23 protein-coding genes are annotated in these 23,192 nt (G+C 36.8%); 17 read left to right on the forward strand and 6 right to left on the reverse strand.

The genetic code is table 11. The annotated features are described in order from the left end of the window. Window positions 1–70 precede the first annotated feature (70 nt). Window positions 71–1,078 carry a catalase gene (locus tag FFS26_RS09030; protein WP_110009570.1) on the reverse strand — a complete coding sequence of 336 codons (1,008 nt, stop codon included), beginning with the start codon at window positions 1,076–1,078 and terminating at the stop codon, window positions 71–73. A gap of 296 nt (window positions 1,079–1,374) precedes the next feature. Between FFS26_RS09030 and FFS26_RS09035 the strand changes: the two genes are divergently transcribed. The 5 genes from FFS26_RS09035 (at window position 1,375) to FFS26_RS09055 (ending at window position 5,273) form a co-directional block, all read left to right on the forward strand. Beyond that, on the forward strand, window positions 1,375–1,809 hold the full coding sequence (locus tag FFS26_RS09035; protein ID WP_052198510.1) for an FKBP-type peptidyl-prolyl cis-trans isomerase: 435 nt from the start codon (window positions 1,375–1,377) through the stop codon (window positions 1,807–1,809). A 134-nt stretch (window positions 1,810–1,943) separates the two neighbouring features. Beyond that, complete coding sequence (locus FFS26_RS09040; RefSeq protein WP_110009569.1) at window positions 1,944–2,894, forward strand: hypothetical protein; 951 nt, start codon at window positions 1,944–1,946, stop codon at window positions 2,892–2,894. Between the two features lie 65 nt (window positions 2,895–2,959). Then, complete coding sequence (locus tag FFS26_RS09045) at window positions 2,960–3,370, forward strand: Rrf2 family transcriptional regulator (protein ID WP_110009568.1); 411 nt, start codon at window positions 2,960–2,962, stop codon at window positions 3,368–3,370. Window positions 3,371–3,429: 59 nt separating this feature from the next. After that, a complete protein-coding gene (locus FFS26_RS09050; RefSeq protein WP_110009567.1) occupies window positions 3,430–4,083 on the forward strand; it encodes an NAD(P)-dependent oxidoreductase in 654 nt (217 codons plus the stop codon). Window positions 4,084–4,100: 17 nt separating this feature from the next. Beyond that, window positions 4,101–5,273: an MBL fold metallo-hydrolase gene (locus FFS26_RS09055; RefSeq protein ID WP_137904873.1), complete on the forward strand. Its 1,173-nt coding sequence runs from the start codon at window positions 4,101–4,103 to the stop codon at window positions 5,271–5,273. A gap of 312 nt (window positions 5,274–5,585) precedes the next feature. Here FFS26_RS09055 and FFS26_RS09060 read toward each other — a convergent pair whose 3' ends face one another. Beyond that, window positions 5,586–6,611, reverse strand: coding sequence for a M23 family metallopeptidase (locus tag FFS26_RS09060; protein WP_137904874.1), 1,026 nt, complete (start codon window positions 6,609–6,611; stop codon window positions 5,586–5,588). A gap of 225 nt (window positions 6,612–6,836) precedes the next feature. Here FFS26_RS09060 and FFS26_RS09065 point away from each other — a divergent pair, with 225 nt between their 5' ends. From FFS26_RS09065 to FFS26_RS09080, 4 genes are all read left to right on the forward strand, one after another. After that, complete coding sequence (locus tag FFS26_RS09065; protein WP_110009564.1) at window positions 6,837–7,877, forward strand: NAD(P)H-dependent glycerol-3-phosphate dehydrogenase; 1,041 nt, start codon at window positions 6,837–6,839, stop codon at window positions 7,875–7,877. A 256-nt stretch (window positions 7,878–8,133) separates the two neighbouring features. Then, window positions 8,134–9,639: a malate dehydrogenase (quinone) gene (gene mqo / locus FFS26_RS09070; protein ID WP_137904875.1), complete on the forward strand. Its 1,506-nt coding sequence runs from the start codon at window positions 8,134–8,136 to the stop codon at window positions 9,637–9,639. Window positions 9,640–9,702: 63 nt separating this feature from the next. Continuing rightward, window positions 9,703–10,104 (forward strand): hypothetical protein, encoded by a 402-nt coding sequence (locus tag FFS26_RS09075; RefSeq protein ID WP_110009562.1) that lies wholly within the window; start codon window positions 9,703–9,705, stop codon window positions 10,102–10,104. Between the two features lie 8 nt (window positions 10,105–10,112). Beyond that, the gene (locus tag FFS26_RS09080; RefSeq protein WP_110009561.1) at window positions 10,113–10,979 is read left to right on the forward strand and encodes an AadS family aminoglycoside 6-adenylyltransferase; all 867 of its coding nucleotides are present in this window, start codon (window positions 10,113–10,115) and stop codon (window positions 10,977–10,979) included. Between the two features lie 2 nt (window positions 10,980–10,981). Here the strand turns inward: FFS26_RS09080 and FFS26_RS09085 are convergent, their stop codons facing one another. Further along, entirely contained in the window at window positions 10,982–12,562 is a 1,581-nt protein-coding gene (locus FFS26_RS09085) for a GMC family oxidoreductase N-terminal domain-containing protein (protein WP_137904876.1), read from the reverse strand. Window positions 12,563–13,009: 447 nt separating this feature from the next. On the opposite strand from FFS26_RS09085, the gene FFS26_RS09090 reads away from it, so the two are divergent. The 8 genes from FFS26_RS09090 (at window position 13,010) to FFS26_RS09125 (ending at window position 19,283) form a co-directional block, all read left to right on the forward strand. Beyond that, complete coding sequence (locus tag FFS26_RS09090; protein ID WP_110009559.1) at window positions 13,010–13,210, forward strand: hypothetical protein; 201 nt, start codon at window positions 13,010–13,012, stop codon at window positions 13,208–13,210. Between the two features lie 21 nt (window positions 13,211–13,231). Continuing rightward, complete coding sequence (locus FFS26_RS09095) at window positions 13,232–13,549, forward strand: hypothetical protein (protein ID WP_137904877.1); 318 nt, start codon at window positions 13,232–13,234, stop codon at window positions 13,547–13,549. Beyond that, on the forward strand, window positions 13,545–14,009 hold the full coding sequence (locus FFS26_RS09100; protein WP_137904878.1) for a GLPGLI family protein: 465 nt from the start codon (window positions 13,545–13,547) through the stop codon (window positions 14,007–14,009). The genes FFS26_RS09095 and FFS26_RS09100 overlap by 5 nt, the downstream gene beginning before the upstream one ends. 67 nt (window positions 14,010–14,076) lie before the next feature. Then, the gene (locus FFS26_RS09105) at window positions 14,077–14,478 is read left to right on the forward strand and encodes a hypothetical protein (protein ID WP_110009557.1); all 402 of its coding nucleotides are present in this window, start codon (window positions 14,077–14,079) and stop codon (window positions 14,476–14,478) included. Window positions 14,479–14,536: 58 nt separating this feature from the next. After that, entirely contained in the window at window positions 14,537–15,154 is a 618-nt protein-coding gene (locus FFS26_RS09110) for a DUF1684 domain-containing protein (RefSeq protein WP_110009556.1), read from the forward strand. A 4-nt stretch (window positions 15,155–15,158) separates the two neighbouring features. Continuing rightward, a complete protein-coding gene (locus FFS26_RS09115) occupies window positions 15,159–15,632 on the forward strand; it encodes a GNAT family N-acetyltransferase (RefSeq protein ID WP_228449418.1) in 474 nt (157 codons plus the stop codon). Window positions 15,633–15,705: 73 nt separating this feature from the next. Then, the gene (locus FFS26_RS09120; RefSeq protein WP_137904880.1) at window positions 15,706–16,515 is read left to right on the forward strand and encodes a glucose 1-dehydrogenase; all 810 of its coding nucleotides are present in this window, start codon (window positions 15,706–15,708) and stop codon (window positions 16,513–16,515) included. Window positions 16,516–16,622: 107 nt separating this feature from the next. Beyond that, window positions 16,623–19,283: an MGH1-like glycoside hydrolase domain-containing protein gene (locus FFS26_RS09125; protein ID WP_110009553.1), complete on the forward strand. Its 2,661-nt coding sequence runs from the start codon at window positions 16,623–16,625 to the stop codon at window positions 19,281–19,283. Between the two features lie 6 nt (window positions 19,284–19,289). Here the strand turns inward: FFS26_RS09125 and recO are convergent, their stop codons facing one another. From recO to FFS26_RS09140, 3 genes are read right to left on the reverse strand one after another with little or no spacing between them, the layout of a single operon-like run. Further along, window positions 19,290–19,976, reverse strand: coding sequence for a DNA repair protein RecO (gene recO, locus FFS26_RS09130; RefSeq protein WP_110009552.1), 687 nt, complete (start codon window positions 19,974–19,976; stop codon window positions 19,290–19,292). Further along, a complete protein-coding gene (locus FFS26_RS09135) occupies window positions 19,976–22,240 on the reverse strand; it encodes a T9SS type A sorting domain-containing protein (RefSeq protein ID WP_137904881.1) in 2,265 nt (754 codons plus the stop codon). The genes recO and FFS26_RS09135 overlap by 1 nt, the downstream gene beginning before the upstream one ends. 1 nt (window position 22,241) lies before the next feature. Next, window positions 22,242–23,192, reverse strand: a complete 951-nt coding sequence (locus FFS26_RS09140; RefSeq protein WP_110009550.1) for a bifunctional metallophosphatase/5'-nucleotidase — start codon at window positions 23,190–23,192, stop codon at window positions 22,242–22,244.

Here is a 23,192-nt window from a genome sequence, read left to right on the forward strand (position 1 = left end):
TCAGTTGGATCAATCTTTTTCACATCACATGCAAAAATTCATCATTCATAACTCGTCAGTCATCATTATTTTAACTGTTTTTCCCATGCAGTAACTTATTAATTTTCCTTCTGGTCTGCACAGAAACTTTATACGCTTCATCTCGCAGTTTCTGTATTTTTCCCACAGGCTGAAAGAATATCTTACTTTCAAAAGGATTGAATGATAACAGCTCATTTGTACAGTTCCGCTCATCCAGCAGAGAGCCTTTATTTATTGTAACCTCACCGATTTTGATAAAAGGAGAATTTTTCCACTCCACATTCAGTTTGTTGACAGGCTGGTCTTTCAGGTCATAACATATCTGTATCAGGACATCTGCAGTAAAGTCATGGGTTTGAAGATAATTTTTTAAAGAATCCTTGACCTTTTGTTTTTTTCCAATGTTCTTATCCACAGATTGAGGAGACAGTTTTATTTTGATGATATGATCTCCAAGCCGGTAAGCTCCTATAGAATGATAGTCGAATGAAAGAATAAAATCATTTCTTTTACGAAGGAGTTTAATCATATTACGAACCATATCAGCTGTTAGCAGGGAAGGAGTTATTTTAATCATCTGAAGCAGCAGTGTAAACAAACTGCTCCATTTTTTGGTGTAAAATCTGTTGACTGCAGTAAACAGTTTCAAAAAATTTGAAACAGAATTCATAGGAAACAGGGGAAAATTCACCAATGGATAATTGGCAAGAAGCCCACCGCTTTCATCCTTGATCTGCACGGCAAAGCCATAAGCCGGAATATCTTTTTTTGCATTCTTAATTTTCAGCTGAGCATTGGAAAACCGTATAGTCAGATCAAATTTTTCCTTATCAAAAAAAGGCTGCAGTGATTCCGGAATATCAGGTTCTATGTGGAATGTACCTTTTGCTGCCGCATACGTTTTGGCATGGGCATTTCTGGTAGCATAGTTGACATCGCTGATGGAAGAGGATTGTTCAACAAAATCTGCTATTGTTTTTTTATTGATTTCCAGAAGCTTTTTTTCCTCTTCATTCAGTTCATCAAACTTCTTATTATATTTTAGTGGATTTGGCATTTAGTTTTTAAAATCCAATTATAACGCCAAGTTTCGAAATCTGTGTTAAATAAGTATTACAATTGTTTGAATTTTGTGGAAAAGCTCTTTGAAAATCAAAAATGTAAGACTATATGATTAATGAATATTGAAAAATAATATTTTTAACTTGTTGATTATTAGTGTTTATTTATTTTTAATGAGAATGAATTAAAGTCATTTTCTTTGAGAGGAAAATACTTCCGGCTTTTAAACTTCGCTTATCTTGCTCCCATCTTCCAAACCCAAAAAGCCTTATCTTTGTAAAAAATTATAATATGGGAGTAGCAGATATGTTATTTAAACGCAAAAAGGAATTAGCAGAAAAGAACCTGAAAGACGGTAAAGAATATATGGAAGAGTATGGTAAAAGAGAAAGCGTTGTGCAGTTACCAAGCGGCTTGCAGTATGAAATCATTACAGAAGGCGACGGCCCGAAACCAGGACCCAAATCAACTGTAAAATGCCATTACCATGGAACTACTATTTCAGGGAAAGTATTCGACAGTTCTGTAAAAAGAGGTACACCTGCATCTTTCCCTTTAAACAGAGTTATTTCCGGATGGACGGAAGCGCTTCAGCTAATGCCTGTTGGCAGCAAATGGAGACTGATTATTCCTCCGCACTTAGCGTATGGAGATCAGGAAATCAGCAAAGAAATCGGGCCTAACAGTACGCTCGTTTTTGAAGTTGAACTGCTGGATATTAAATAATCCTTCTTAAAAATAGATTAAAAATTTACCTGATTTCAGGTAAATTTTTTTATTTGTATTATATTCGTATAGGAGAATTGTGAAAATGGAGAAATTTATTTTGCAATATACCTGATAACACAAAAAATCACTGAATGAAAAAACTTTTTTACCTATTGATTGTTTTCGGGCTTCTTACTTCCTGTGTTTCCAGGAAGAATCAGGCTATTCAACAGAATATTCTCACATTGAAAGACAGCTACTGTAAAGCGCCGTTCAAATATAACTACAGCAACAAACTTCCGTCTTATAATTCAGATTCTATTTTAGCAGCCAACAAAGAATTAAAAGAGGTTTTTTCTGACCAGAGTATTCTTATCTTAAACGCACTGGATAATCTGGATGAAGTTCATCAGATTATTGATCTTAAAAAAGATTCATCCCTTGCTTCCCAGGTTAAGGTTTTACAATTGAAGACAAAAATAAACAGCAAAATAACGATTGCTCTTACGGAACTGGATGCAGTAGCCGCAGAGTTTGACTGTGAAGGAGAAAGAGTAGCCCAGATTGGAAATTATGTGGATAACTTAAATTCATCAAGAAATAATAAGCTTATTTTATATTCAATTGTTGCAGGAGCAGCAGCTTCAATAGCAGGAGGAATTGTACATGATCAAGGCTGGAGTAATGCCATCGATATAGGCGGAGGGGTTCTGGGAGCAGGTTTTGGTTTAGCTACCCTTAATCCTAAAGGTAAAAAAGTAGAATTTATCCACCAGAGAAATCTTTTGAGAGATATCTGGAGAGAAAAACTGGAGTCGCCCAATTTTCCCCCCTTTATCTGGTATATGTACACAGAGAAAAAGTTTTCCAATAAAGAAGAGCATTCCATTATCGGGAATATGAAACAGAGGTGGCTGCATTACCAGTTTGATGATAGTAAGGAAGCGGCGGATAAATCTGTGATTTTCAGTGATGGAGGTTTTTATAGAGCAGATGATCTTCACAACCGTGCAGCCATGCTGAATCAGATGCAGTCGGCAACCCGTACCATTAATCAGAATATCAATTATCTGTTACTGGATCTGGATAAATTAATCCTTTAAGAAAAATTTAACTGTAATAAATTTTGTTACATTTAAAAAATGTGTATCTTTGCCCTGTAATTACAATGAACAATACAAGATTTGCTACGGCAGTACATATTATGACATTATTGGCGAAAAGTCCTCAGGAGTGGCTTACTTCTGACTGGATGGCCGGTAGTATCAATGTGAATCCGGTGATTATCCGAAAGGAGATCAGCGTATTGAGAGAAGCAGGCCTGATTATCAGCAGACAGGGAAAAGAAGGAGGAAGCCAGCTTGCAAAGAATGCTGAAACGATCACTATTTCTGAGATCTATAAAGCAGTAAAAAATACAGAAGTATTAGGTAAAAAAAATCAGAATCCCAATCCGGCATGCAGTGTTGGAAAAGAGATCAACAATCATTTAAAGACACTATTTGAAGAAACACATCAATTGGTTGTAAACTTTTTAGGAGACAAGTCACTACAGGAATTCACTGACCAGTTTGAATAAAAATTTTTTAGCCTTAAATGTAACAAAATTTATTACAATTTAAATAAAAATAAAACATTATGAAAAAAGTAGCAGTAATCGGTGCAACAGGATTTGTAGGAGCACACGTAGTATCAGAATTAGCAGACAGAGGATATGTGGTAGAAGCATTGGTAAGAGATGCATCAAAAGTGAAAACACAGGAAAATGTAACTGCAAAAAGTGTTGATGTAAACAATGTAAACGAACTGGCTGAGGCATTGAAAGGAAGTGATGCGGTAATCAGTACATTCAATGCAGGATGGACCAACCCTAACCTTTACAACGATTTTTTAAACGGTTCCGAGAACATTGAAAAAGCTGTAGAACAGTCGGGAGTAAAAAGACTGATTGTAGTAGGTGGAGCAGGAAGCCTTTACACACCGGATAACGTACAGATTGTAGATACTCCTGATTTCCCGGAAGCTTATAAACCAGGGGCAACAGCGGCAAGAGATTATTTAAACAAGATCAAAGAGAATAATACGTTGGATTGGACATTCTTCAGCCCTGCTATCGAAATGAATCAGGCTAATGTAGGAGAAAGAACAGGAAAATACAGAACATCACTGGAAACTCCGGTATTTGATGAAAACGGAAGAAGCCGTCTTTCTGTAGAAGATGTAGCGGTAGTGCTGGTAGATGAATTGGAACAGAACAATCATATCCGTGAACGTTTCACAGCAGCTTACTAATCTATAAAAGAACAGAGATGATACAAAAAAAATTATGGTCGGTATTAGCACTGTTAGGATTTATCAGCATATTTGCTGGGAATCTTAAAGTGAAAGTTTATAATTCGGGAACCAAAGCTATTTTTCCTATTACATCTACCATTATTTATGGAGATAAAGAAGCCATATTGATAGATGCTCAGTTTCAGAAACAGTATGCAGAACAGCTGGTAAAAGAAATAAAAGCAACTGGAAAGAACCTGAAAACAGTCTTTATTTCTCACAGTGATCCTGATTTTTATTTTGGATTGGATGTGATTAAAAAAGCTTTTCCCAATGCTAAAATTATCTCAACGGCACAGACTGCTTATCTTATATCAGCTTCAAAAGATGATAAAATGGGAATCTGGAAACCACAACTGAAGGCAGATGCACCATCGGAAATTATAATTCCAGAAGCAGTTACTTCAATTCCTGATCTTGAAGGAAATAAAATTGAAATCAGACAAAATCCTGAAGATCCTGCACATAGCTTTCTTTGGATTCCGTCCATCAAAACCATTGCAGGCGGGATTTCAGTTTCTGTTGGCTCACATCTCTGGATGGCAGACACTCAGAATGTAAAAGCCATTGATCAATGGATAGGACAGATTGATGCTATGAAAGGTTTGAAACCGGAAAAAGTTATTCCTTCTCATTTTGCAGAATTGTCTACATCACCACAGTCTCTTGATTTTGTGAAAGGTTATCTGGAAAATTACAAGCAGGCAGTAACAGAGAACAAAACTACAGCTGCAATTGTAGATTTCATGGTAAAAAAATATCCTGATCTGCCTGGAAAAGAAGAATTGGAAATGGGAGTAAAGGTTTATCTTAAAGAAATGGACTGGGATCTGAAATCACCCTATCCGGCAATCGGACATAAAGTGGAAGTGGACTTTGGAGAAGTTAAATTCGTTCTTGATTTTAAAGATAATAAAACCATGACATTCACAGGAACAGCCGGAAGTTCAAAAAACAGTACAGATACTGTAGAATATACTGCCGTAGAAGTAGCAAAAAATGTTTTTATGGTCTACTGGCATGAGCCACACCTTGGTTTCAATGTAACCCATATTCAGGATTATAATAAAAATATCATCTACTCGAATATTGCAGGTCCGGACGGTACATTCACCCATCCGAAAGCAACGCTTAAAATCTTAAAGTAAAAAAACAGCTGCATTAGCAGCTGTTTTTTATATCATAAGAATTAACAATGAATATCCTCAACGCTTAGTTAAATCAGCGTGCTGATTCCAACTTTGCCTCCTTAGACTCAAAAGAAAGCAAATTAAAAACTTTGCGTTAAAATAACCTCTCACAGATTTTTCAGATTATGCAGATCGATGATCATGAGAATTATATTCGTGATTCGTTATATTCGTGGAACTATTCGTGTTCTTCGTGTTTAAAAAAGACCTCTAAATGAATACTTTAATTTTTAAAACCAAAAAACTGCCTCACATGAGACAGTTTTCTTTTTATAGATTCATAAACAATTTCGGGTTAATCGGAGTATTGTTTTTGTGTACTTCATAATGAAGATGAGGTCCTGTAGAACGTCCGGAGTTTCCGGATTTTGCAATGACCTGGCCTACTTTTACTTTATCGTTCACCTTAGCAACAAGTTCAGATAAATGTCCGTATAGTGTGGCCAGTCCGTTTCCGTGAGAAACAATCACACAGTTTCCATAGCCTCCTTTTTGTCCGGAGAAAATGACTGTTCCGGCAGCGGCAGCTCTTACATCAGAACCATAGGCAACAGCAATATCCAGTCCTTTATGAAACTGCATCTGATCAGCCTCAGCTGGTGGGTTGTTTTTTTCAGCAATGGTAGTTCTTGTAGCAGTACTCGCAACAGTTTTCGTGGTTGAAGGAGCTGGAGCAGCAGCCACAGGAGTTGCTTTCGGAGTAACCATCACTTTTACTTCTCTTTTATTTCCATAGCTGTCAGTAAGCTCTACAATTTTCTCAACGGGTTCGGCTTTTACTTCTGGTTTTGCAGCTGCAACGGCAGCTGGCTTTGTCTCAGTCGCTGCACCAGATTTTACCGAAGCAAAAACAGTTTTGAACGGGATAGGATTTTTTCTTATCCCGAAATTGGACGAAATATAGCCGTCAGTAGGCATTCCTAGAGGAACCTGCATCAGTTTTTTCTGAAGATCCATCAGATACTGGCTGTATCGGTTAGCCTGCTTGGAAAGATAAATAGAATTGGAAATACTGTCCTGGCTGAGCATCATCAGCTTTTCGTTGGTAATGTCTTTGGACTTCAGGAAGGAGTTGAGCTGGGCAACTGTCTGATCTACAAGAGTAAGATCAGTTTTCATTTTTAGATAATCTACACTGTCTTTTTCAGTGTTTATTTTTACAAGGTTCACTTCGTAGGTTTTGTCATCTCTTTCAGAAAAGAGCTTGGCAATGAAGACACCCTGTGCAAAAACTACTAGTAAAAGTCCTCCCAGGAGAATGTTTACGTTCTTCTTGCTGCTTAGAAATTTTTTCATATTTCTTCTCTTAGTCAATTTAAAACGGTTTTGAAGCTGCAAATTTAAATAAAAATAAGTTTTGTAAGTTATTTTTATTTAAAATTCAGTTTTTTCTGTATTTAACGGCTAATTAACTATTTAATTGTGTTGAAGTGTTAATTTTTTCAGAAAATGGCTTTTATCATAGTTTCAAAGCCCGCGTTACGTCTTTGTTTTAATATCTTTGCAGTTCACATTCCAATTATGGCTAAAAAGAAAATTATTTCAGAATCTTCGAATCCAAAAAAGAATAAAAAGGATATTTCTGTAGGAGTTGTAGGAAGCGGAAGTTTTGCAACCGCTATCGTAAAAATGCTTGTTGAAAACTGTAAAGTTGTACACTGGTGCGTAAGAAATGAATTTGTAAAAGGAGCTATCGAGCTGCGCGGGCATAACCCAACCTATCTTACGGCGGCACATTTTAATCTTAAAAGTTTAAAACTGACAACAGATATTAACGAGCTGGTATCTGCCTGTGATGTTATTGTGCTGGCAACACCATCTATTTACCTGTCCGATACTCTGGATAAGATGACATGTGATTATTCAGATAAAATCTTTATCTCTGCGATTAAAGGAATTATCCCAAAAGTAAATGATGTGGTGGCGCATTATCTGCGTGATGAATTTAAAATTGGCTTCAGAAACCAGGCTGTTATTGCAGGACCTTGTCATGCCGAAGAGGTAGCCATGGAAAGACTTTCTTATCTTACGATTGCGGCAGTAGAAGATGAAACTGCTGAAAAACTTGAAGGAATATTCAGCTCAGATTTTATCAAAGTGCATACAAGCAAAGATATTTTAGGAAATGAATACAGTGCGATCCTTAAGAACATTTTTGCCATCGGAGCAGGAATTGCCAGTGGATTAGGATATGGAGATAACTTTACAGCCGTATTTGTTTCCAACGCAATCCGTGAAATGGAAACTTTCCTGGAAGCGATTTATGAAGCACCAAGAGATGTGAACGAAAGTGCCTATCTGGGTGACCTTTTGGTAACGGCGTATTCACTTTTCTCAAGAAACAGAAACCTTGGAAACCTGATCGGAAAAGGATATACCGTGAAGTCTGCCATTCAGTCCATGAACATGGTAGCAGAAGGATATTACGCAGCAGATTCCATTTATAAGACAGCGAAACAGAAAAACCTTAAACTCCCGATTATTGATACGGTATATGCTATTTTGTATGAAGGTAAAAATGCTGAAAAGCAGTTTAAAAAACTGACCGCAAAATTGAATTAAAATGGAGCTGGAATAAAAGCCCGTTAAACATACATAGAAAAACTTAGGCAGTAAATGCTTAAGTTTTTTTATTGACTAATCCTGGCAGCGACCCGTACTGCTATTTTATATTATCAATCATTTCAATGGTACTTTATTGAAATTTTCCATGGTTTTTTGTTGTGTACTCAAGAAGTCTTTTGAACAAAAAAATAACGGATTAAATCGTGCTGATTTTTAAAACTTTTCCCGAAATTTGAAGTAAAATTTTAAAATTATGTCACAATCGCTTACAAGCAGAACACCGAAACCTAAATACGACGTTGTACTGATAGGCGGCGGAATCATGAGCGCCACTTTAGCAACGCTGCTTCATGAATTTGATCCAAATCTTGAAATTGCTATCTTCGAAAGACTCGGAAGGTTTGCCAAAGAAAGTACAGCTGCATGGAACAACGCCGGAACAGGCCACTCCGCTTTTTGTGAGCTCAACTATACCCCTGAAAAACCGGACGGATCTATTGATATTACCAAAGCCGAAAGCATTGCAGAGCAGTTTGAAATTTCAAAACAATTCTGGTCCTATCTGATTACCAAAGGATATATCCGTGAACCTAAAGAATTTATCAATTCCTGTGCTCATATGAGTCTGGTATTCGGAGAAAAAGATGCTGAATACCTTAAAAAACGCCACGATAAAATGGCAGAGTCTGTTCTTTTTTCAGGAATGGAATTTTCTACAGATCACGAAAAACTGAAAGAATGGATTCCTCTGGTAATGAGTAAACGAAATCAGTCTGAAGTAATGGCAGCAACGAAGATGGATATGGGAACAGATGTAAACTTCGGAACATTGACGAGAAAAATGGGAAGACATCTTCTGGAAGATTCTAATGTTGAGGTTTTCTTATACCACGAAGTAAAAGATATCAGCCCTAGAGAAAACGGTACATGGGAAATGAAAGTGAAAGACAGAATCCATAGCCACAAACAGGAAGTGGTAGCAGATTTTGTATTTATCGGTGCGGGAGGATACGCGCTTCCCCTACTGGACAGCTCAGATATTAAAGAAAGTGAAGGATACGGAGGCTTCCCGGTTTCAGGGCAGTGGCTGGTAAGTCATAATCAGGAACTGGTAGAAAAGCACCATGCTAAAGTATATACTCAGGCTACGGTAGATGCTCCGCCAATGTCTGTTCCACACCTTGATCTTAGGATTATTGATGGAAAAAAAGCGCTTCTTTTCGGACCTTTTGCAGGATTCTCAACCAAATTTTTAAGAGAAGGAAGTTATCTTGACCTTCCTGAAAGTGTAAATACGAAGAATTTAAGGTCACTTTTTGGAGCATGGTGGCATAATATTCCGCTTACAAAATATCTGATTCAGCAGGTTGCGATGACAAAGTCTCAGAGAATGCAGCATTTGAGAGAATTTATCAAAGATGCTAAAGAAGAAGACTGGGAACTGAAAGTAGCAGGACAGAGAGTTCAGATCATCAAAAAAGATGAAAAAGAAGGTGGTAAACTGGAATTCGGAACTGAGGTGGTCGTAAACAAGAGTGGAACGATTGCTTCCCTGCTGGGAGCTTCACCGGGTGCATCCACAGCCGTATATGCCATGCTGAATGTGCTGGAAAAATGCTTCCCTGAAAAACTGCATGGAGAATGGAAAGCAAAGCTGCTTGAAATGGTTCCTTCCTATGGTCAAAAACTGGCTGATAACCCTGAACTGACTCAGGAAGTAAGAAATTACACCAAAGAAAAATTAGAATTAGAATATTAACATCCATAATGAGCAATAAGTAATCCTATTATTTATTGCTCATTACTTATTACTTATAAAAAGGTGGAAGAAGTAATTGTAAAACCAGTCATTGCCAAGGAACTCCTTGAATCTCTTCAGGCGAAAACAGAAGAGGAGAGCCAGGTTATTGTACACTGTTGCTTTCCGGCATCTCCATTCTTAGGAAACCTGATCAGAATCTGGCATTCAACCTATCTTTTTGACAATCAGTCTGAGCATAGAAGCAAAATGATTCATGCGGAAAACATTTCAATTTCCCCATACTGGACACCGGTTCCCTTTATGAAAGACTTTTGGTTTACCCTGATCTTTTCCGGGCTGCCAAAAGACTGCAAAAGTTTTGATCTGAAAGAAGTTATTCCTGAGGAAGGTGGCTTTTTTGTAGAATCAATTAAAAGAAACTCTTCTGATGTGTATCGTGTCAAAATATCAGAGTCTTATTAATTATTAATATGAAAGTAAGGGAAGAAAAGCTGGAACGGATTATTCATTGGGCTGAAAACAATCCTGATATCCGGGCTGTTCTCCTGACCAGCTCATTGGTAAACCCTTATGCTCCGGTAGATGATTTCAGTGATCTTGATATAGAGCTTGTTTTTGAAAACAGAACATCTTATGAATCGGGAAATGAATGGATCAGCCTTTTTGGTGAGCCTATTTCCATGATTGAAGAAGATGATCGTGTTTTTGACGGGAAGCATGCTATGAAAATGGTCTTATATAAAGATCATGTAAAAGTGGATTTTAAGCTGTATCAGGTATCGGAATTTATTGAAGAAATCAATCAGGAAAACCTTCCCGAAGATTGGGATGTTGGCTATAAAGTTTTAATAGATAAAGATGATCTGACTGAAAATCTTAAACTGCCAACGTATCAGTCAATAATGATTCAGCAGCCGACGGAAAAAGAATTTCAGCAGCTGATGAATGATTTTTGGTGGGATACAACCTATGTGGCAAAGTGCCTGAAGCGTGGAGATATTTTTTACGCCAAATTTATGTCCGAAAATATTCTTCGTACAGATTATCTTGTTCCCTTAATTGAATGGTATATTGCTGGAAATTATAACTGGAACATGATCACAACCAATAAACATGGAAGACTCTTCAAAAAATATCTCTCATCTGATTTATGGAATAAAGTGGAAAAAACTTTCTCCGGCAGCGATATTGAAGAAAACTGGAATGCATTGTTTGCCTATGCAGATCTGGTTCATGAGTTGGGAACTTCACTGGCTGAAAAGCTTCATTTTATCTATCCGTCAAAGCTGGAGGATGATATTCGGAACTATCTTAAGAATGTGAAGACAATGTCTTAATTTCAGGCAAATTCATTCTGTTTAATAAGGTTTTCAATACAATATTCTGCAATAGCCGTAATAGTTACAAACGGATTCACACCAATGGTTCCCGGAATTAAAGATCCGTCCAGTACATATAGATTCTCATGATCTTTTAGCTTTCCATATTCGTTGGTAGCTTCACCAAGGACACACCCTCCAAGCGGATGATAACAGATATCTGCTCCAAAACCATTATTAAAAAGTAAATGGCTTCTTGTACCGCCATTAGCCTTATTCATTTTACGGATAAAATATTGGGCATTTTCTCTCATTTTAGCGGTATTGCTTTCATCCCAGTTTAATGTCAGGGATTGGCTGGCTTTATGATAAGCAACTTCTCCCTTTTTATCAACCCTGTTGATGAGCAGATACAAAGCAGTAGCCACATCCATTCCCATGGGCAGAGGAGCTATTTCTGTGAAAAACGGATGTTCTGGATCATCCCAGTTGTCAATTCCTCCCACCGGAATGGTGGATTGCTTAGCTCCGGTGCCACCAGACAAAGGCTTCACCCAGTTTCTCCCCGTCATAAAATTTCCGTTATTTCCCCAGTTTTTACCAATCTTTTCATGGATGGGAAATCCGTTCTCTGCATGAGATTGTAACAGAAGTTGTAAAGTGCCCATTGTTCCTGCAGAAAGAATCAGTTTTTTACAGGTAAAGACTTTGTTAGTAAGCAAAGTACCTGAAGTATCAATCTGCTGGACATTCAATGTATAGCTTTTGTCATCGTTCAATTGAATGGTCTGGACCCGATGAAGGTCAAGAATTTCTAAATTTCCTGTTTCCAGTGCTTTTCTGAGGTAGGTTTTATCTAAACTGTTTTTTCCGTGGTTATTTCCATAGATCACTTCAGTATTGAGAGCAGAGCGGGGAACTTCATTTCTGAACTCTTTTTCCATATATTTAAAATCATACACATTGGGAACCCGAATGGTTTTAAAGCCAGCTTTGTGAGCTTCTGCTTCACCTACCCGGGTGAATTTATAGTAAGGACAGTCTTTCAGAAACTGTTCATCAATAACATTTACCCTGAGTTCTTCCCGTACCAGAGGAAAATAATGATTATAAAACTTTTCAGCATCAAGATCAGGGAAAACCTCTCTGAAATAGCTTTCTTTGGGAGTGACAGCCATTCCGCCATTCACCAGAGAACCTCCGCCAACCCCTCTTCCTACCCAGATTTTAATATGATCAAAATCCAGACGGTCCAGAGTTCCGGTAAAAGGAGTCAGAGAAAAAATATTCATAAAGGGAGCAATGCTTTTGTTTTTCAGCCATGCAGAGCTTTTTCCGGGTTTCAGCAGATTGGAAAACGGAATTCCTGCTTTTTCCCAGTTAAGACCCATCTCCAGCAGCACTACTTTTTTTCCGGCTTCACAAAGACGCAGAGCTGAAACCGCTCCGCCATATCCACTGCCAATAATAACAATCGGAACATCGTTGTTTTCAAAGGTCTGATTGTTTCTTCTTTCCGCTGCATGAAATAATTCGGATTGAAGAAAATAAAATCCTGATATTGCCAGAACACTGGTCTTTATGAAGCTTTTTCTGTCCATGAGCTTTGTTTTTCAAAAAGTATGCTAGATTATCAGAGGTTAATTTTATTTAAAACAGGATTATATTTTTTATTACAATTTTAACTTTTGTTGGAATGAAAATTCATAGCTTTACTTATAATTTTAAATTCATGAAAAAATATATCATACTCTTTTTACTGCTTCCTCTATGGGTTTTTTCTCAGAAAAAGATTAGATTGCCTAACTTTAAAGTTAGGATTTTTGTCTTTTTAAAAGAAATTTAGTCTTAAATATGACCATGATTCCTTAAATTGCTTAAAGTTAAGAATACAGAATCTTAAACATAAATAGTCTTAAAAATCGATAAAATGAGTAGTAGTTTAAAAGTTTATAGCACTTAGAGATACTTTTCCTTATGCTGTTAAAAATATTGATGATAAGTGGTATTTAATAGATAGAGCATATCAAATAATATCTAAAGAATATGTGCTTTCAGAAAATAAAATTTTTGAAATTTCAAAAATTGCTAACAAGTTAGACGGCAGTCATATCGAAAAGAAAAATGATGTTATTACAGAAATTTGGTTTTATAATGATGGATTGAGAAGAGCATTTGAAAAAAAAGGATATTTAGAATTTTTTTCTGAAAGTATAAATTCAATAAAAAAAATATTAATATCTAATTAATCTCAAATAACGATAGATTCTATGAAAATACCACACAAATTGAAATTTATTTTATTTTTTTTACTACTATCAACATCTATTTTTTCACAAAAGTTTAGCTTTATTTATGAGGCTAAATATAGAACAAGTAAGGAAAAACCTGAAAATATTAATACTGAAAATATGATTTTGGATTTGGAGAATAATACTTCTATTTTTAGAGATTCCATGTCCAGAAATGCTGATTCCCTAAAGCTTATTAATAAAAGTGGAGGCTATATAATGGGGGTTGAAAATCAATTTTATATTAAAAAAGATATCCTTAATAAAAAAATAGAGAAAATTATTTCTACCGATTGATGAACAGCTCAATTGGAAAATCATACCGGAACAAAAAACTATTGGAAAATATAAATCGCAAAAAGCAGAAGTTAGTTATGGTGGTAGAAACTGGATTGCTTGGTTTACGACGGAATTGCCTTTTAATGATGGTCCCTATATTTTCAATGGATTACCTGGTTTAATCATTTCCATTGAAGATACAGAACATGATTACTCATTCAATTTAATACAGGTAAAAAAAGGCAGCAATTGGTTTGATGTAAGGACAAAAACAATTAAAATCGACTGGACACAATATGAGCAGCTAGGAAAATCATATTATAATGACCCCTGGAATACCAAAACCGCCAAAAAAGTTATATTTACAGATCCTCAGGGAAATGAAAAAGATATGAATGAAATGATCAGAGAAGCGCAAAAATCCATTCTTGAAGAAAATAATCCTTTAGAGTTGAATCACAAAATCAATTATAAATAATATGTGAGTACATTAATGAAAAGCATACTATGATAAAGGAGTTGAAAAAATATTAATTTACGATTAAATGACAAGCATTCTCTACACTTCAAAAAATGAAATAAATTATTCTTTTTTATATAGTTTTCAACAAGTATATTCAGAAGACCATGATGTTAATATATTAATTTTTGAAATTTGGGAGAAAGGGAAAGAAGAGCATGACAAGTTTAGTTTTATCCTCCGAGAAATGGAAAATGGCAATGATTTGAAAGTCGTTGATTTGTTTCCAGATTCAAAAAAATATTATTTAGGAAAAGGAATTTCAAGAGCGATGATTTTACATTGTAAAAATTTATTTATGAAACGTATTATTTCTGAAGGAGGAAATAATAACTGGGAAGAAGCTCGGATCAAAGTTTGGGAACGTATGAAATCTAACGGAGAAGTTGCTTATTGCGAATCAAAAGATTTTTACTTTACATTATAATAAAATGAACTATTAAAATAATCTCATAAACAATAGCTTTACTTATAATTTTAAATTCATGAAAAAATATATCATACTCTTTTTACTGCTTCCTCTATGGGTTTTTTCTCAGAAAAAGATGTCAAAGGAAGAGAAAGAGGTTCAGAAGTTTCAGAAAGAACTCAATGCAGAATATCTTAACCCAAAGGAAACTCCATTAAGAGGTGATAATTTTAAAAATTTTAAAGGACATCCTTTCTTCCCTTTTGATGCTAAATACAGAGTTACTGCGCAATTTGTAAAATCAGAAGATACAAAACCCTTTGATCTTCCTACGTCTTCAGGGAAAACAAAAACGTATCAGGAATATGGAAAAGCAACCTTTATATTAGATGGCAAGCCGTATACTGTAACGTTATACCAAAGCCTGGATCTGATCAAACAGGAAAAATACAAAGACTATCTTTTCCTTCCGTTCCGTGATGCAACCAATGAAAAAGAAACCTACGGAGGAGGGAAATATATGGATCTTAAAATCCCGAAAGGAAATACCATTGTGCTTGATTTTAATCAATCTTACCATCCGTTCTGTGCTTATAATGCTTATGATTACAACTGCCCGATTGTTCCGGAGGAAAATAAGCTTCCCGTGGAAATCCGTGCAGGGGTAATGTATGAAGATATTTACCATCACTAATATTATGATACATTTAGAATTCTTTAAACCAGAAGATCTTTCCGGGGTCAGCTATGCTTTGGATGAAAATCAGATGAGATTTACAGCGACTGCTCAACAGGCTTTGCAAAGCATCAGTGAGAGGGATGATAACGATGCATTTCCCGTGACTATATTTTACAACGATCAGCCTGCAGGCTTTTTTGTCCTTGATTTCGGGAAAGATAAACTGGAACTTACTGATAATGAAAACTCAACGTTGTTACGATCCTTATCTGTGAATCCCGGGATGCAGGGCAAAGGAATTGGAAAAGCGGCGATGCTTGAAGTAAGTGATTTTGTCAGAAACTACTTTAAAACCTGCGATGAAATTGTATTGGCCGTCAATCAGAAAAACGATTCTGCTTACCATATTTACCTTAAGGCAGGATACATTTATGACGGTAAGACCAGAATCGGAAGAAGCGGACCTCAATATCTGATGTACAAAAAACTTTAATAAAATTTTAAAATCATAATTTTTTATCTGCTGATATCTTTCCATAACTTTGAGTAACATCAAATTACAAAACATGGAAATATCACTTCAGAATCAGGTGGCAGTAGTCACAGGAGCTTCCAGTGGAATCGGTTCAGGAATTGCAAAATCATTGGCGGCAGCAGGAGCAACAGTCATTGTCAACCATTCCTCAGAAAGATCTACGGATGAAGCTAAAGCTGTTTTAAAAGAAATAACGGATGCCGGAGGGAAAGGAATGACCTACCAATGTGATGTTTCCAAAGAAGATCAGGTCATCAGAATGTTTCAGGATGTCATTGCTGAGTACCAGACTGTAGATATTCTGATCAATAATGCAGGGATTCAGAAAGACGCAAAATTCACTGAAATGACTCTTGACCAATGGAATGCTGTCATAGGAGTTAATCTGACAGGACAATTTCTATGCGCCAGAGAAGCCATTAAAGAATTTCTGCGAAGAGGAATCGACACTTCCCGCTCTGTTGCCTGTGGGAAAATTATTCATATCAGTTCAGTCCATGAAATTATTCCGTGGGCGGGTCATGCTAATTACGCTTCCAGTAAAGGGGCAATCAAAATGTTGATGCAAACGCTTGCTCAGGAATATGGTGCGGACAAAATCCGTGTCAATTCCATTTGTCCGGGAGCGATTCAGACGCCGATTAACCGGAATGCATGGGATACTCCGGAAGCTCTTAATTCTCTTCTCAACCTTATTCCTTATAACAGGATCGGACAACCGCAGGATATCGGAAATTTAGCTGCATTTCTTGCCAGTGACCTTGCAGATTATATTACCGGAACAAGCATTTTCGTGGATGGTGGAATGACTACGTTTGAGAGTTTTTCTACCGGAGGATAAAGGAATTCGAAGTTCAAAGTTTAATGTTCAAGGTTTAAAGTTTTTGAGGTTGTTTTTTAGAACTTGAAACGGAATTAAATATTACTCACTACTCATAATTATCGTTTATGTTGGAAAAACAGAGAATTTCAGATATTTCATGGAAAAAATGGGGCCCTTATGTAAGCAACCGTGAATGGGGGCTCGTTCGGGAAGACTACAGTGAAGACGGAGATGCCTGGAATTACACAGGCCACGATACCGCAGAAGCCAAAACATACCGTTGGGGTGAAGAAGGGATATGCGGAATCTGTGACGATCTTCAGAAACTTGTATTCTCTGTAGGTTTCTGGAATAAAAAGGACAAAATGGTGAAAGAGCGGTTCTTTGGACTCACCAACGGACAAGGGAATCATGGTGAAGATGTAAAGGAATATTTCTATTATCTTGATTCTACTCCTACCCATTCTTATATGAAGATGCTGTACAAGTACCCTCAGAATGCATTTCCTTATGAGCAGCTTGTAAAAATAAATGCTGAAAGAGGAAAAGAGGATCCGGAATATGAGCTGATTGACACAGGAATTTTTGATCAGAATGACTATTTTGATATTTTTATAGAATATGCAAAAGAAAGTCAGAATGATATTCTTGTAAGATTAACAATTATCAATAAATCTGAAAAAGAAGCATGTCTGGTCATCTTACCGACAGTTTGGTTCAGAAATACCTGGAACTGGGGATATGATGATTATAAACCCCAATTGTCTGCGGAAGATGCTGATCATATTAAAGTCAATCATCAGGATATTGAGATTAAAAATGTATATGCAAAACAGTCCTTAAAGACCTTGTTTTGTAATAATGAAACCAATAATGAAAAGCTTTATCAATGTTCTAATGATTCAAAATACTGTAAAGACGGGATCAATAATTTTGTGATGACGGGAAATTCCCAGTCTGTAAATCCGCAAAATGCAGGAACCAAAGCTTCTTTCTTTATTGATGAGGACTTTCAGGATGGAGAAGCGAAGATATTTGAATTCAGACTTTCAGATAAGGATATTCGAGAGCCTTTTAAAGATTTTGATATCCTTTTTGAACAAAGACAGAAAGAGGCAGATGAGTTTTATGCAGAAATCCAGAAAGGAATTGCTTCGGAAGATGAAAAACTGGTTCAAAGGCAGGCTTTTGCCGGAATGCTTTGGAACAAAATGTTTTATCACTACAATGTAGAAAAATGGCTGAAAGGTGACCCTTCCGAAGTGCCGCCGCCAAAATCCCGGGAAACAATAAGAAATTACGACTGGAAGCATCTGAACAATGAGCATATCATTTCAATGCCTGATAAATGGGAATATCCATGGTATGCAACATGGGATCTGGCATTTCATACCATCAGTTTCTCTTTGATAGATCCGGACTTTGCAAAACATCAGCTGAAACTTTTCCTGTTTGAATGGTATATGCATCCCAACGGACAGCTTCCTGCCTACGAATGGAACCTGAGTGATGTGAATCCTCCTGTACATGCCTGGGCGGTTTTCAGAGTATTTAAAATTGATGAATATTTAAAAGACAAACCGGACCTGGAATTTCTCGAAAGTGCTTTCCAAAAACTGCTCATGAATTTTACCTGGTGGGTTAACAAAAAAGACCTTAACGGTAATAATATCTTTGAAGGAGGATTCCTGGGACTTGATAATATCGGTGTTTTTGACAGGAATTCTGTTTTACCCAACGGAGAACAGCTGGAACAGTCGGACGGAACGAGCTGGATGGCTATGTTTGCCCTCAATATGATGAGAATTGCCCTGGAACTGGCCCTTTACAATAAGGTGTATGAGGAGATGGCGATGAAATTCTTTGAACATTTCCTGTCGATTGCCCATTCATTGGATAATATGGGAGATGAGAACTTCAGTCTTTGGGATGAGCAGGATGAATTTTTCTATGATGCAATTACTTCCAGTGACGGAACTCATATGTATCTGAAATTAAGAACCATCGTTGGGCTGATCCCGATGTTTGCTGTTGAGGTTATTGATGATGAAATGATTGAAAACCTTCCCAATTTCAAAAAAAGAATGAAATGGGTACTGGATAATAAACCTGAACTCGCTTCTCTGGTTTCAAGATGGGAAGTGAAGGGACAGGATTCAAAACATCTTTTATCCCTGCTTCGGGGACATCGTCTGAAAAGACTGTTAAACCGGATGTTGAATCCGGATGAATTTCTAAGTGATTATGGAGTAAGAGCCTTATCCAAAGAGTATGAAAGAAATCCTTATACTTTAACTCTGAATGAAACGGATTTTACTGTTAAATATACCCCTGCAGAAAGTGACAGCGGTTTGTTTGGCGGAAACAGCAACTGGCGCGGCCCCGTGTGGTTTCCGATCAATTTTCTTATTATTGACAGTCTTCAGCGTTTTTTCTTCTATTACAGTCCGGATTTTTTGGTAGAATATCCTACGGGCAGCGGTAATTATTCAGACCTTGATCAGATTGCAGATGCTTTAAATAAAAGACTAGCGAAGATATTTTTAAAGGATGAAAATGGTAAACGCCCGGTTCATGGGCAGTATGAAAGGTTTCAGACCGATCCGGATTTTAGAGATTATATCCTTTTCTATGAATATTTCCATGGAGACAACGGCCGTGGAGTTGGAGCTTCCCATCAGACAGGCTGGACGGGACTTATTGCTAAGATTCTTCAGCCCAGATTTTCCAAAAAAGAAATGGCAGAATCCGAAACTGAAATGCCGGATAATGCAGAAAAACAATAAGCTGGTTTATTCAAATATCTGCTGTATAATTTCAAGTGAGGCCGGAGTTTTGAAGTCCGTGATATGATAATGATAGTACACCAAAAGACTGTCAAGGAAATCTTTTCTTAATGAAGAACGGATTTTTGTGGCATAAAAATCTTCTGCACAAAGAGCTTCTTTCCATACCATTGAAATTTCTTCATTGAAAAGCTGATGGCTTATTCCTGAAGAAAAAGTGCCGGTTTCCGGATCTAAGAAATTTCCTTCGCTCAATAATGGAGCTACACCCTGAATTTTTAAAAAAGCCAGTAAAAACAGAAGATGTGCCTGATAATTTCTATTGGTCAGCTCACTGATAAGATGATCAATACCGGAATAGACGGGAATATTTTTATTCTCATGCTTAAGAATATGACTCAGAAAATCCGAGATAAAGAAAATGACAGTATTGACCTTTATATCTGTATAGATGTCATTATTTTTTACCAGTTCAAACTTTGAAACAGTCGGAATTCCGTTGCCCCGTGCTGGATTAACTGAAAAATTGAGCTGGCTCAGCGGCTGAAGCAGGGCTTTCTTTTTGTTCTTTTTGGAATAAATTCCTTTCAGAAAATAGCTCTGAAAACCCTCTTCTTCTGTAAAACAATGCAATACAGCATCATTTTCCCCGTATTTGATAAATGAAAGTAAAAAACCGTTTTGTGAATTCATTAATTAACCACTCCTATTTTGGCGGTAGCTTTATCAGATCCGTCTTCATTCGTCATCAGGACAAAATAAATCCCTGAAGCTACTCTTGTTCCTTTCTGATTATTGAGATCCCATTCATAATAACCTCCTCGTGCAACGGCAGAGTGTACTACATTTCCTGCAGCATCCACGATTCTTATATTGGTTTTTTCTGCAAGACCTTTTATCGTTACTTTTCCTTTGAAGTTTGAATACACAACAGGATTAGGATATACTACAACATCACCGAAATTGGATGTCACATCAGCAACATCGCCCTGATAAGTTACAATACCATTATATGTTACAAAATATACTTTACCTGTTTTTTTATCAACTTTTATATCGGTAACACTATTGGTAGGTAGTGGTGAATTTTCCTTTGTAAAATGTTTTATGGTTCTCTGACCGTCTGAAGAGAGGTAGTAAACACCTCCACCGTCAACAGATACCCATTTATAATCACCTGCATCTACTGCAATCTGAAGAATTGCTGATTCTCTGAAAAGCTCTTCACCCAAACCATTCTGCTCTATCACTATAGGTTCCACTTTAGGCTGGGCACTTTTAATTTCTGATGCTGCGTTTGACATGATCCTCAGACCTCCGTCCGTACCAATCCATGCATCACCAGCCTTATCAAAGGCTACAGATAAAATTCCTCCTGAACTGTTAAATCCATTAGATGTTCCCAGGATATAATCTGAATCATCGGAAAGGTTAAGAGCATTTTTATAATCATATACCCAGAAGTTATTGGATCTCGGCAGCGGAGTCCACAACATATTTTCGTGGAAAACCGGTTTTTGAGTACCATCACTGGCCAGAACTAATTTTTTGATAACAAAATCATCAGCTGCTTTATCATAAATTCCCATAGATGGGTTTCCATCATTAAAACCAAATGATACAAAAAGATTGCTCTGAGCGTCTGTAGCAAAACCTACTGGGCGTCTGTAGTAAGGCTGTGCTCCCAGATTATAATATTTTACCAGTTCAAAATCTTTACTGGTAGCATTGTACTTCATTTTGTAAACTCCATTATCCAACATGGTATAATTGGTAAAGAGTACTTCATTATTGTTATAAGGACTTATAATAGCATCCAGTACGTTGATAAAGGTTGGACGATTGGGATTACTTTTATTGAAAAATGAAGGATAAATCCATTCCGTACCATTGAAATAATAAAATCCTGGTTCTTGTGGCTGAATAAACGGATGGTTGTAGTTATTGGCTCTGGCACCAGAGGAAACCAGGAGCTGACCGTTGTCAAAAAGATTGATATTATAGGCAAAATTGAAATAAGGACCGGAAGGTTTAAAAGTATTGTTACCTTCATCCTTAATTCCCGATAATACCGTTCCTCCTAAAATCTTTCCGCCAGCTGTTAATGCAGTATTGCATTCTTCACCAAGACTTACCGCATTTTGTGATACTCCATTGATTCCATAGGTGTATACTCTGTTATCTGTAACCACAATACTATTTGAAGTAATAACAACATCCCTGATTTTTTCAAAAGTAGTAGGAAGTTGTGTCGGGGTACCGTTATTATAAATATAAGCTGCTGTAGCCGTTGAGAAAACCAGTTCTGATTCTGAATCTATATGTTTGAAAGCTCCGGGAGCTTCCGTTGTCCATGTAGAAAATACAGGAAATGTAGTATTCATTTGATGGCTTTTCAAACCTGTATCCGTTACAGAATATACTTTATTACCGAATATGGTGGCTTCATTACTTGCCTGATAAACCCCGCCGGTCAGGAAAAATGCAGAATCACCAAATTCTTTATTCTGAAGATTAAAGATGGAAACTCCATATCCAACAGAAATGACAGCCTGATCTCCGGTTATGGAAATGTGGTTGATCTTTTTGTCTCCATTATATCCTGTAGCAATGGGAATATCAACAATATATTTGATTTCCTGAGGTGTAATAACATCCATAGATCCGTTTTCATAACCGATAAGTCCGGTTTTAGTCTGTGGATTATAGTCGAAAGCTGTAATTCCGATATTATGCAGCCCGTTGGCTTTAGATAACTTCGTAATTTCTCCGGTCGATATTGTATAATAGAATATTCCGTTTTGGGTGGCTGCAATGATTTTTCCATTGTCTTCTTTCATGGCTAAGACATTATTGTAGGAAAACAGATCTGCCCACTTTTTGGATGAAATAACCTGAGCTTTTGTCAGCTGCAGGGATGCTAAAATACCAAGGGAAATTAGAGAAAGTTTTTTCATATTATGCGGTTATGCTGCTATCTATCACCTGATTGTTCCAGGAAATATGCTGTACGTTTTTGTTTGTATCAAAATAAAAATCTATCCTACCTAAAAGAAGACCAGCCCATCCCACCTGATTGACAAGAACATTTTTGCCTTGTCTGTTGGTAAAGGATTGTGGTTCCGGTAAGAATGTATGAGTATGGCCTCCTAAGATAATATCAATATTTTCTGTATTGGCCGCTAAAATTTTATCACTTATTTTATCCGGTTCGTCTCTGTAGTCGTATCCGATGTGCGAAAGACAAATCACCAGATCACATTTCTGATCTTTTTTCAGGAAATTTGAATAATGCTGTGCTACATCAATCGGGTTAGAATAAACAGTTTCCCCGTACTGTTTTTTACCTACAAGACCATCCAGCTGGATTCCTACCCCGAAAATCCCTACTTTGATTCCATTTTTGTTGAATATCTGGTAGGGAGAAGTTTTCCCGTCAAGAACAGTATTTTTAAAATCATAATTGGAACAGATAAATGGAAACTTCGCATTAGGAAGCACCTTTAAAAATCCATCAAGCCCATTGTCGAAATCATGATTTCCCATGGTAGAGGCGTCATATTTCATCATAGACATTAATTTGAATTCCAGCTCACCTCCAAAGAAGTTAAAATAAGGAGTTCCCTGAAAAATATCCCCTGAATCAAGAAGAAGAACATTGCTTTCCTGGCTTCTGATCTGTTGAATTAAGCTTGCCCTTCTTGCAAAACCTCCCTGATTAGGATTTTTGGTATAGCTCGCGTCAAAAGGCTCTATTCTGCTATGTTGGTCATTGGTATGAAGAATAGTCAGTTTATTTGCAGATTTTAAATTAAGAATTTTTAATTCCTCCGCCATCATCATATTGGGAGCTAAAGCCATTGCTAAAGATCCGCCTCCTATTGCTTTTAAAAAACTTTTTCTATCCAT

Origin of the sequence: Chryseobacterium sp. 2VB, assembly GCF_005503635.1 — a bacterium.
GTDB classification, from domain to species: domain Bacteria; phylum Bacteroidota; class Bacteroidia; order Flavobacteriales; family Weeksellaceae; genus Chryseobacterium; species Chryseobacterium cupriresistens.

What these genes read in the sequence shown, in the direction of transcription:
- FFS26_RS09105 (WP_110009557.1), top strand. Translation starts at nt 14,077, where the DNA reads ATGACAAGCATTCTCTACACTTCAAAAAATGAAATAAATTATTCTTTT.
- FFS26_RS09085 (WP_137904876.1), bottom strand. Translation starts at nt 12,562, where the DNA reads ATGGACAGAAAAAGCTTCATAAAGACCAGTGTTCTGGCAATATCAGGA.
- FFS26_RS09050 (WP_110009567.1), top strand. Translation starts at nt 3,430, where the DNA reads ATGAAAAAAGTAGCAGTAATCGGTGCAACAGGATTTGTAGGAGCACAC.
- FFS26_RS09125 (WP_110009553.1), top strand. Translation starts at nt 16,623, where the DNA reads ATGTTGGAAAAACAGAGAATTTCAGATATTTCATGGAAAAAATGGGGC.
- FFS26_RS09115 (WP_228449418.1), top strand. Translation starts at nt 15,159, where the DNA reads ATGATACATTTAGAATTCTTTAAACCAGAAGATCTTTCCGGGGTCAGC.
- FFS26_RS09060 (WP_137904874.1), bottom strand. Translation starts at nt 6,611, where the DNA reads ATGAAAAAATTTCTAAGCAGCAAGAAGAACGTAAACATTCTCCTGGGA.
- FFS26_RS09055 (WP_137904873.1), top strand. Translation starts at nt 4,101, where the DNA reads ATGATACAAAAAAAATTATGGTCGGTATTAGCACTGTTAGGATTTATC.
- FFS26_RS09140 (WP_110009550.1), bottom strand. Translation starts at nt 23,192, where the DNA reads ATGGATAGAAAAAGTTTTTTAAAAGCAATAGGAGGCGGATCTTTAGCA.
- FFS26_RS09035 (WP_052198510.1), top strand. Translation starts at nt 1,375, where the DNA reads ATGGGAGTAGCAGATATGTTATTTAAACGCAAAAAGGAATTAGCAGAA.
- FFS26_RS09135 (WP_137904881.1), bottom strand. Translation starts at nt 22,240, where the DNA reads ATGAAAAAACTTTCTCTAATTTCCCTTGGTATTTTAGCATCCCTGCAG.
- mqo (WP_137904875.1), top strand. Translation starts at nt 8,134, where the DNA reads ATGTCACAATCGCTTACAAGCAGAACACCGAAACCTAAATACGACGTT.
- FFS26_RS09110 (WP_110009556.1), top strand. Translation starts at nt 14,537, where the DNA reads ATGAAAAAATATATCATACTCTTTTTACTGCTTCCTCTATGGGTTTTT.
- FFS26_RS09080 (WP_110009561.1), top strand. Translation starts at nt 10,113, where the DNA reads ATGAAAGTAAGGGAAGAAAAGCTGGAACGGATTATTCATTGGGCTGAA.
- FFS26_RS09065 (WP_110009564.1), top strand. Translation starts at nt 6,837, where the DNA reads ATGGCTAAAAAGAAAATTATTTCAGAATCTTCGAATCCAAAAAAGAAT.
- FFS26_RS09095 (WP_137904877.1), top strand. Translation starts at nt 13,232, where the DNA reads ATGAAAATACCACACAAATTGAAATTTATTTTATTTTTTTTACTACTA.
- FFS26_RS09045 (WP_110009568.1), top strand. Translation starts at nt 2,960, where the DNA reads ATGAACAATACAAGATTTGCTACGGCAGTACATATTATGACATTATTG.
- FFS26_RS09120 (WP_137904880.1), top strand. Translation starts at nt 15,706, where the DNA reads ATGGAAATATCACTTCAGAATCAGGTGGCAGTAGTCACAGGAGCTTCC.
- FFS26_RS09030 (WP_110009570.1), bottom strand. Translation starts at nt 1,078, where the DNA reads ATGCCAAATCCACTAAAATATAATAAGAAGTTTGATGAACTGAATGAA.
- FFS26_RS09040 (WP_110009569.1), top strand. Translation starts at nt 1,944, where the DNA reads ATGAAAAAACTTTTTTACCTATTGATTGTTTTCGGGCTTCTTACTTCC.
- recO (WP_110009552.1), bottom strand. Translation starts at nt 19,976, where the DNA reads ATGAATTCACAAAACGGTTTTTTACTTTCATTTATCAAATACGGGGAA.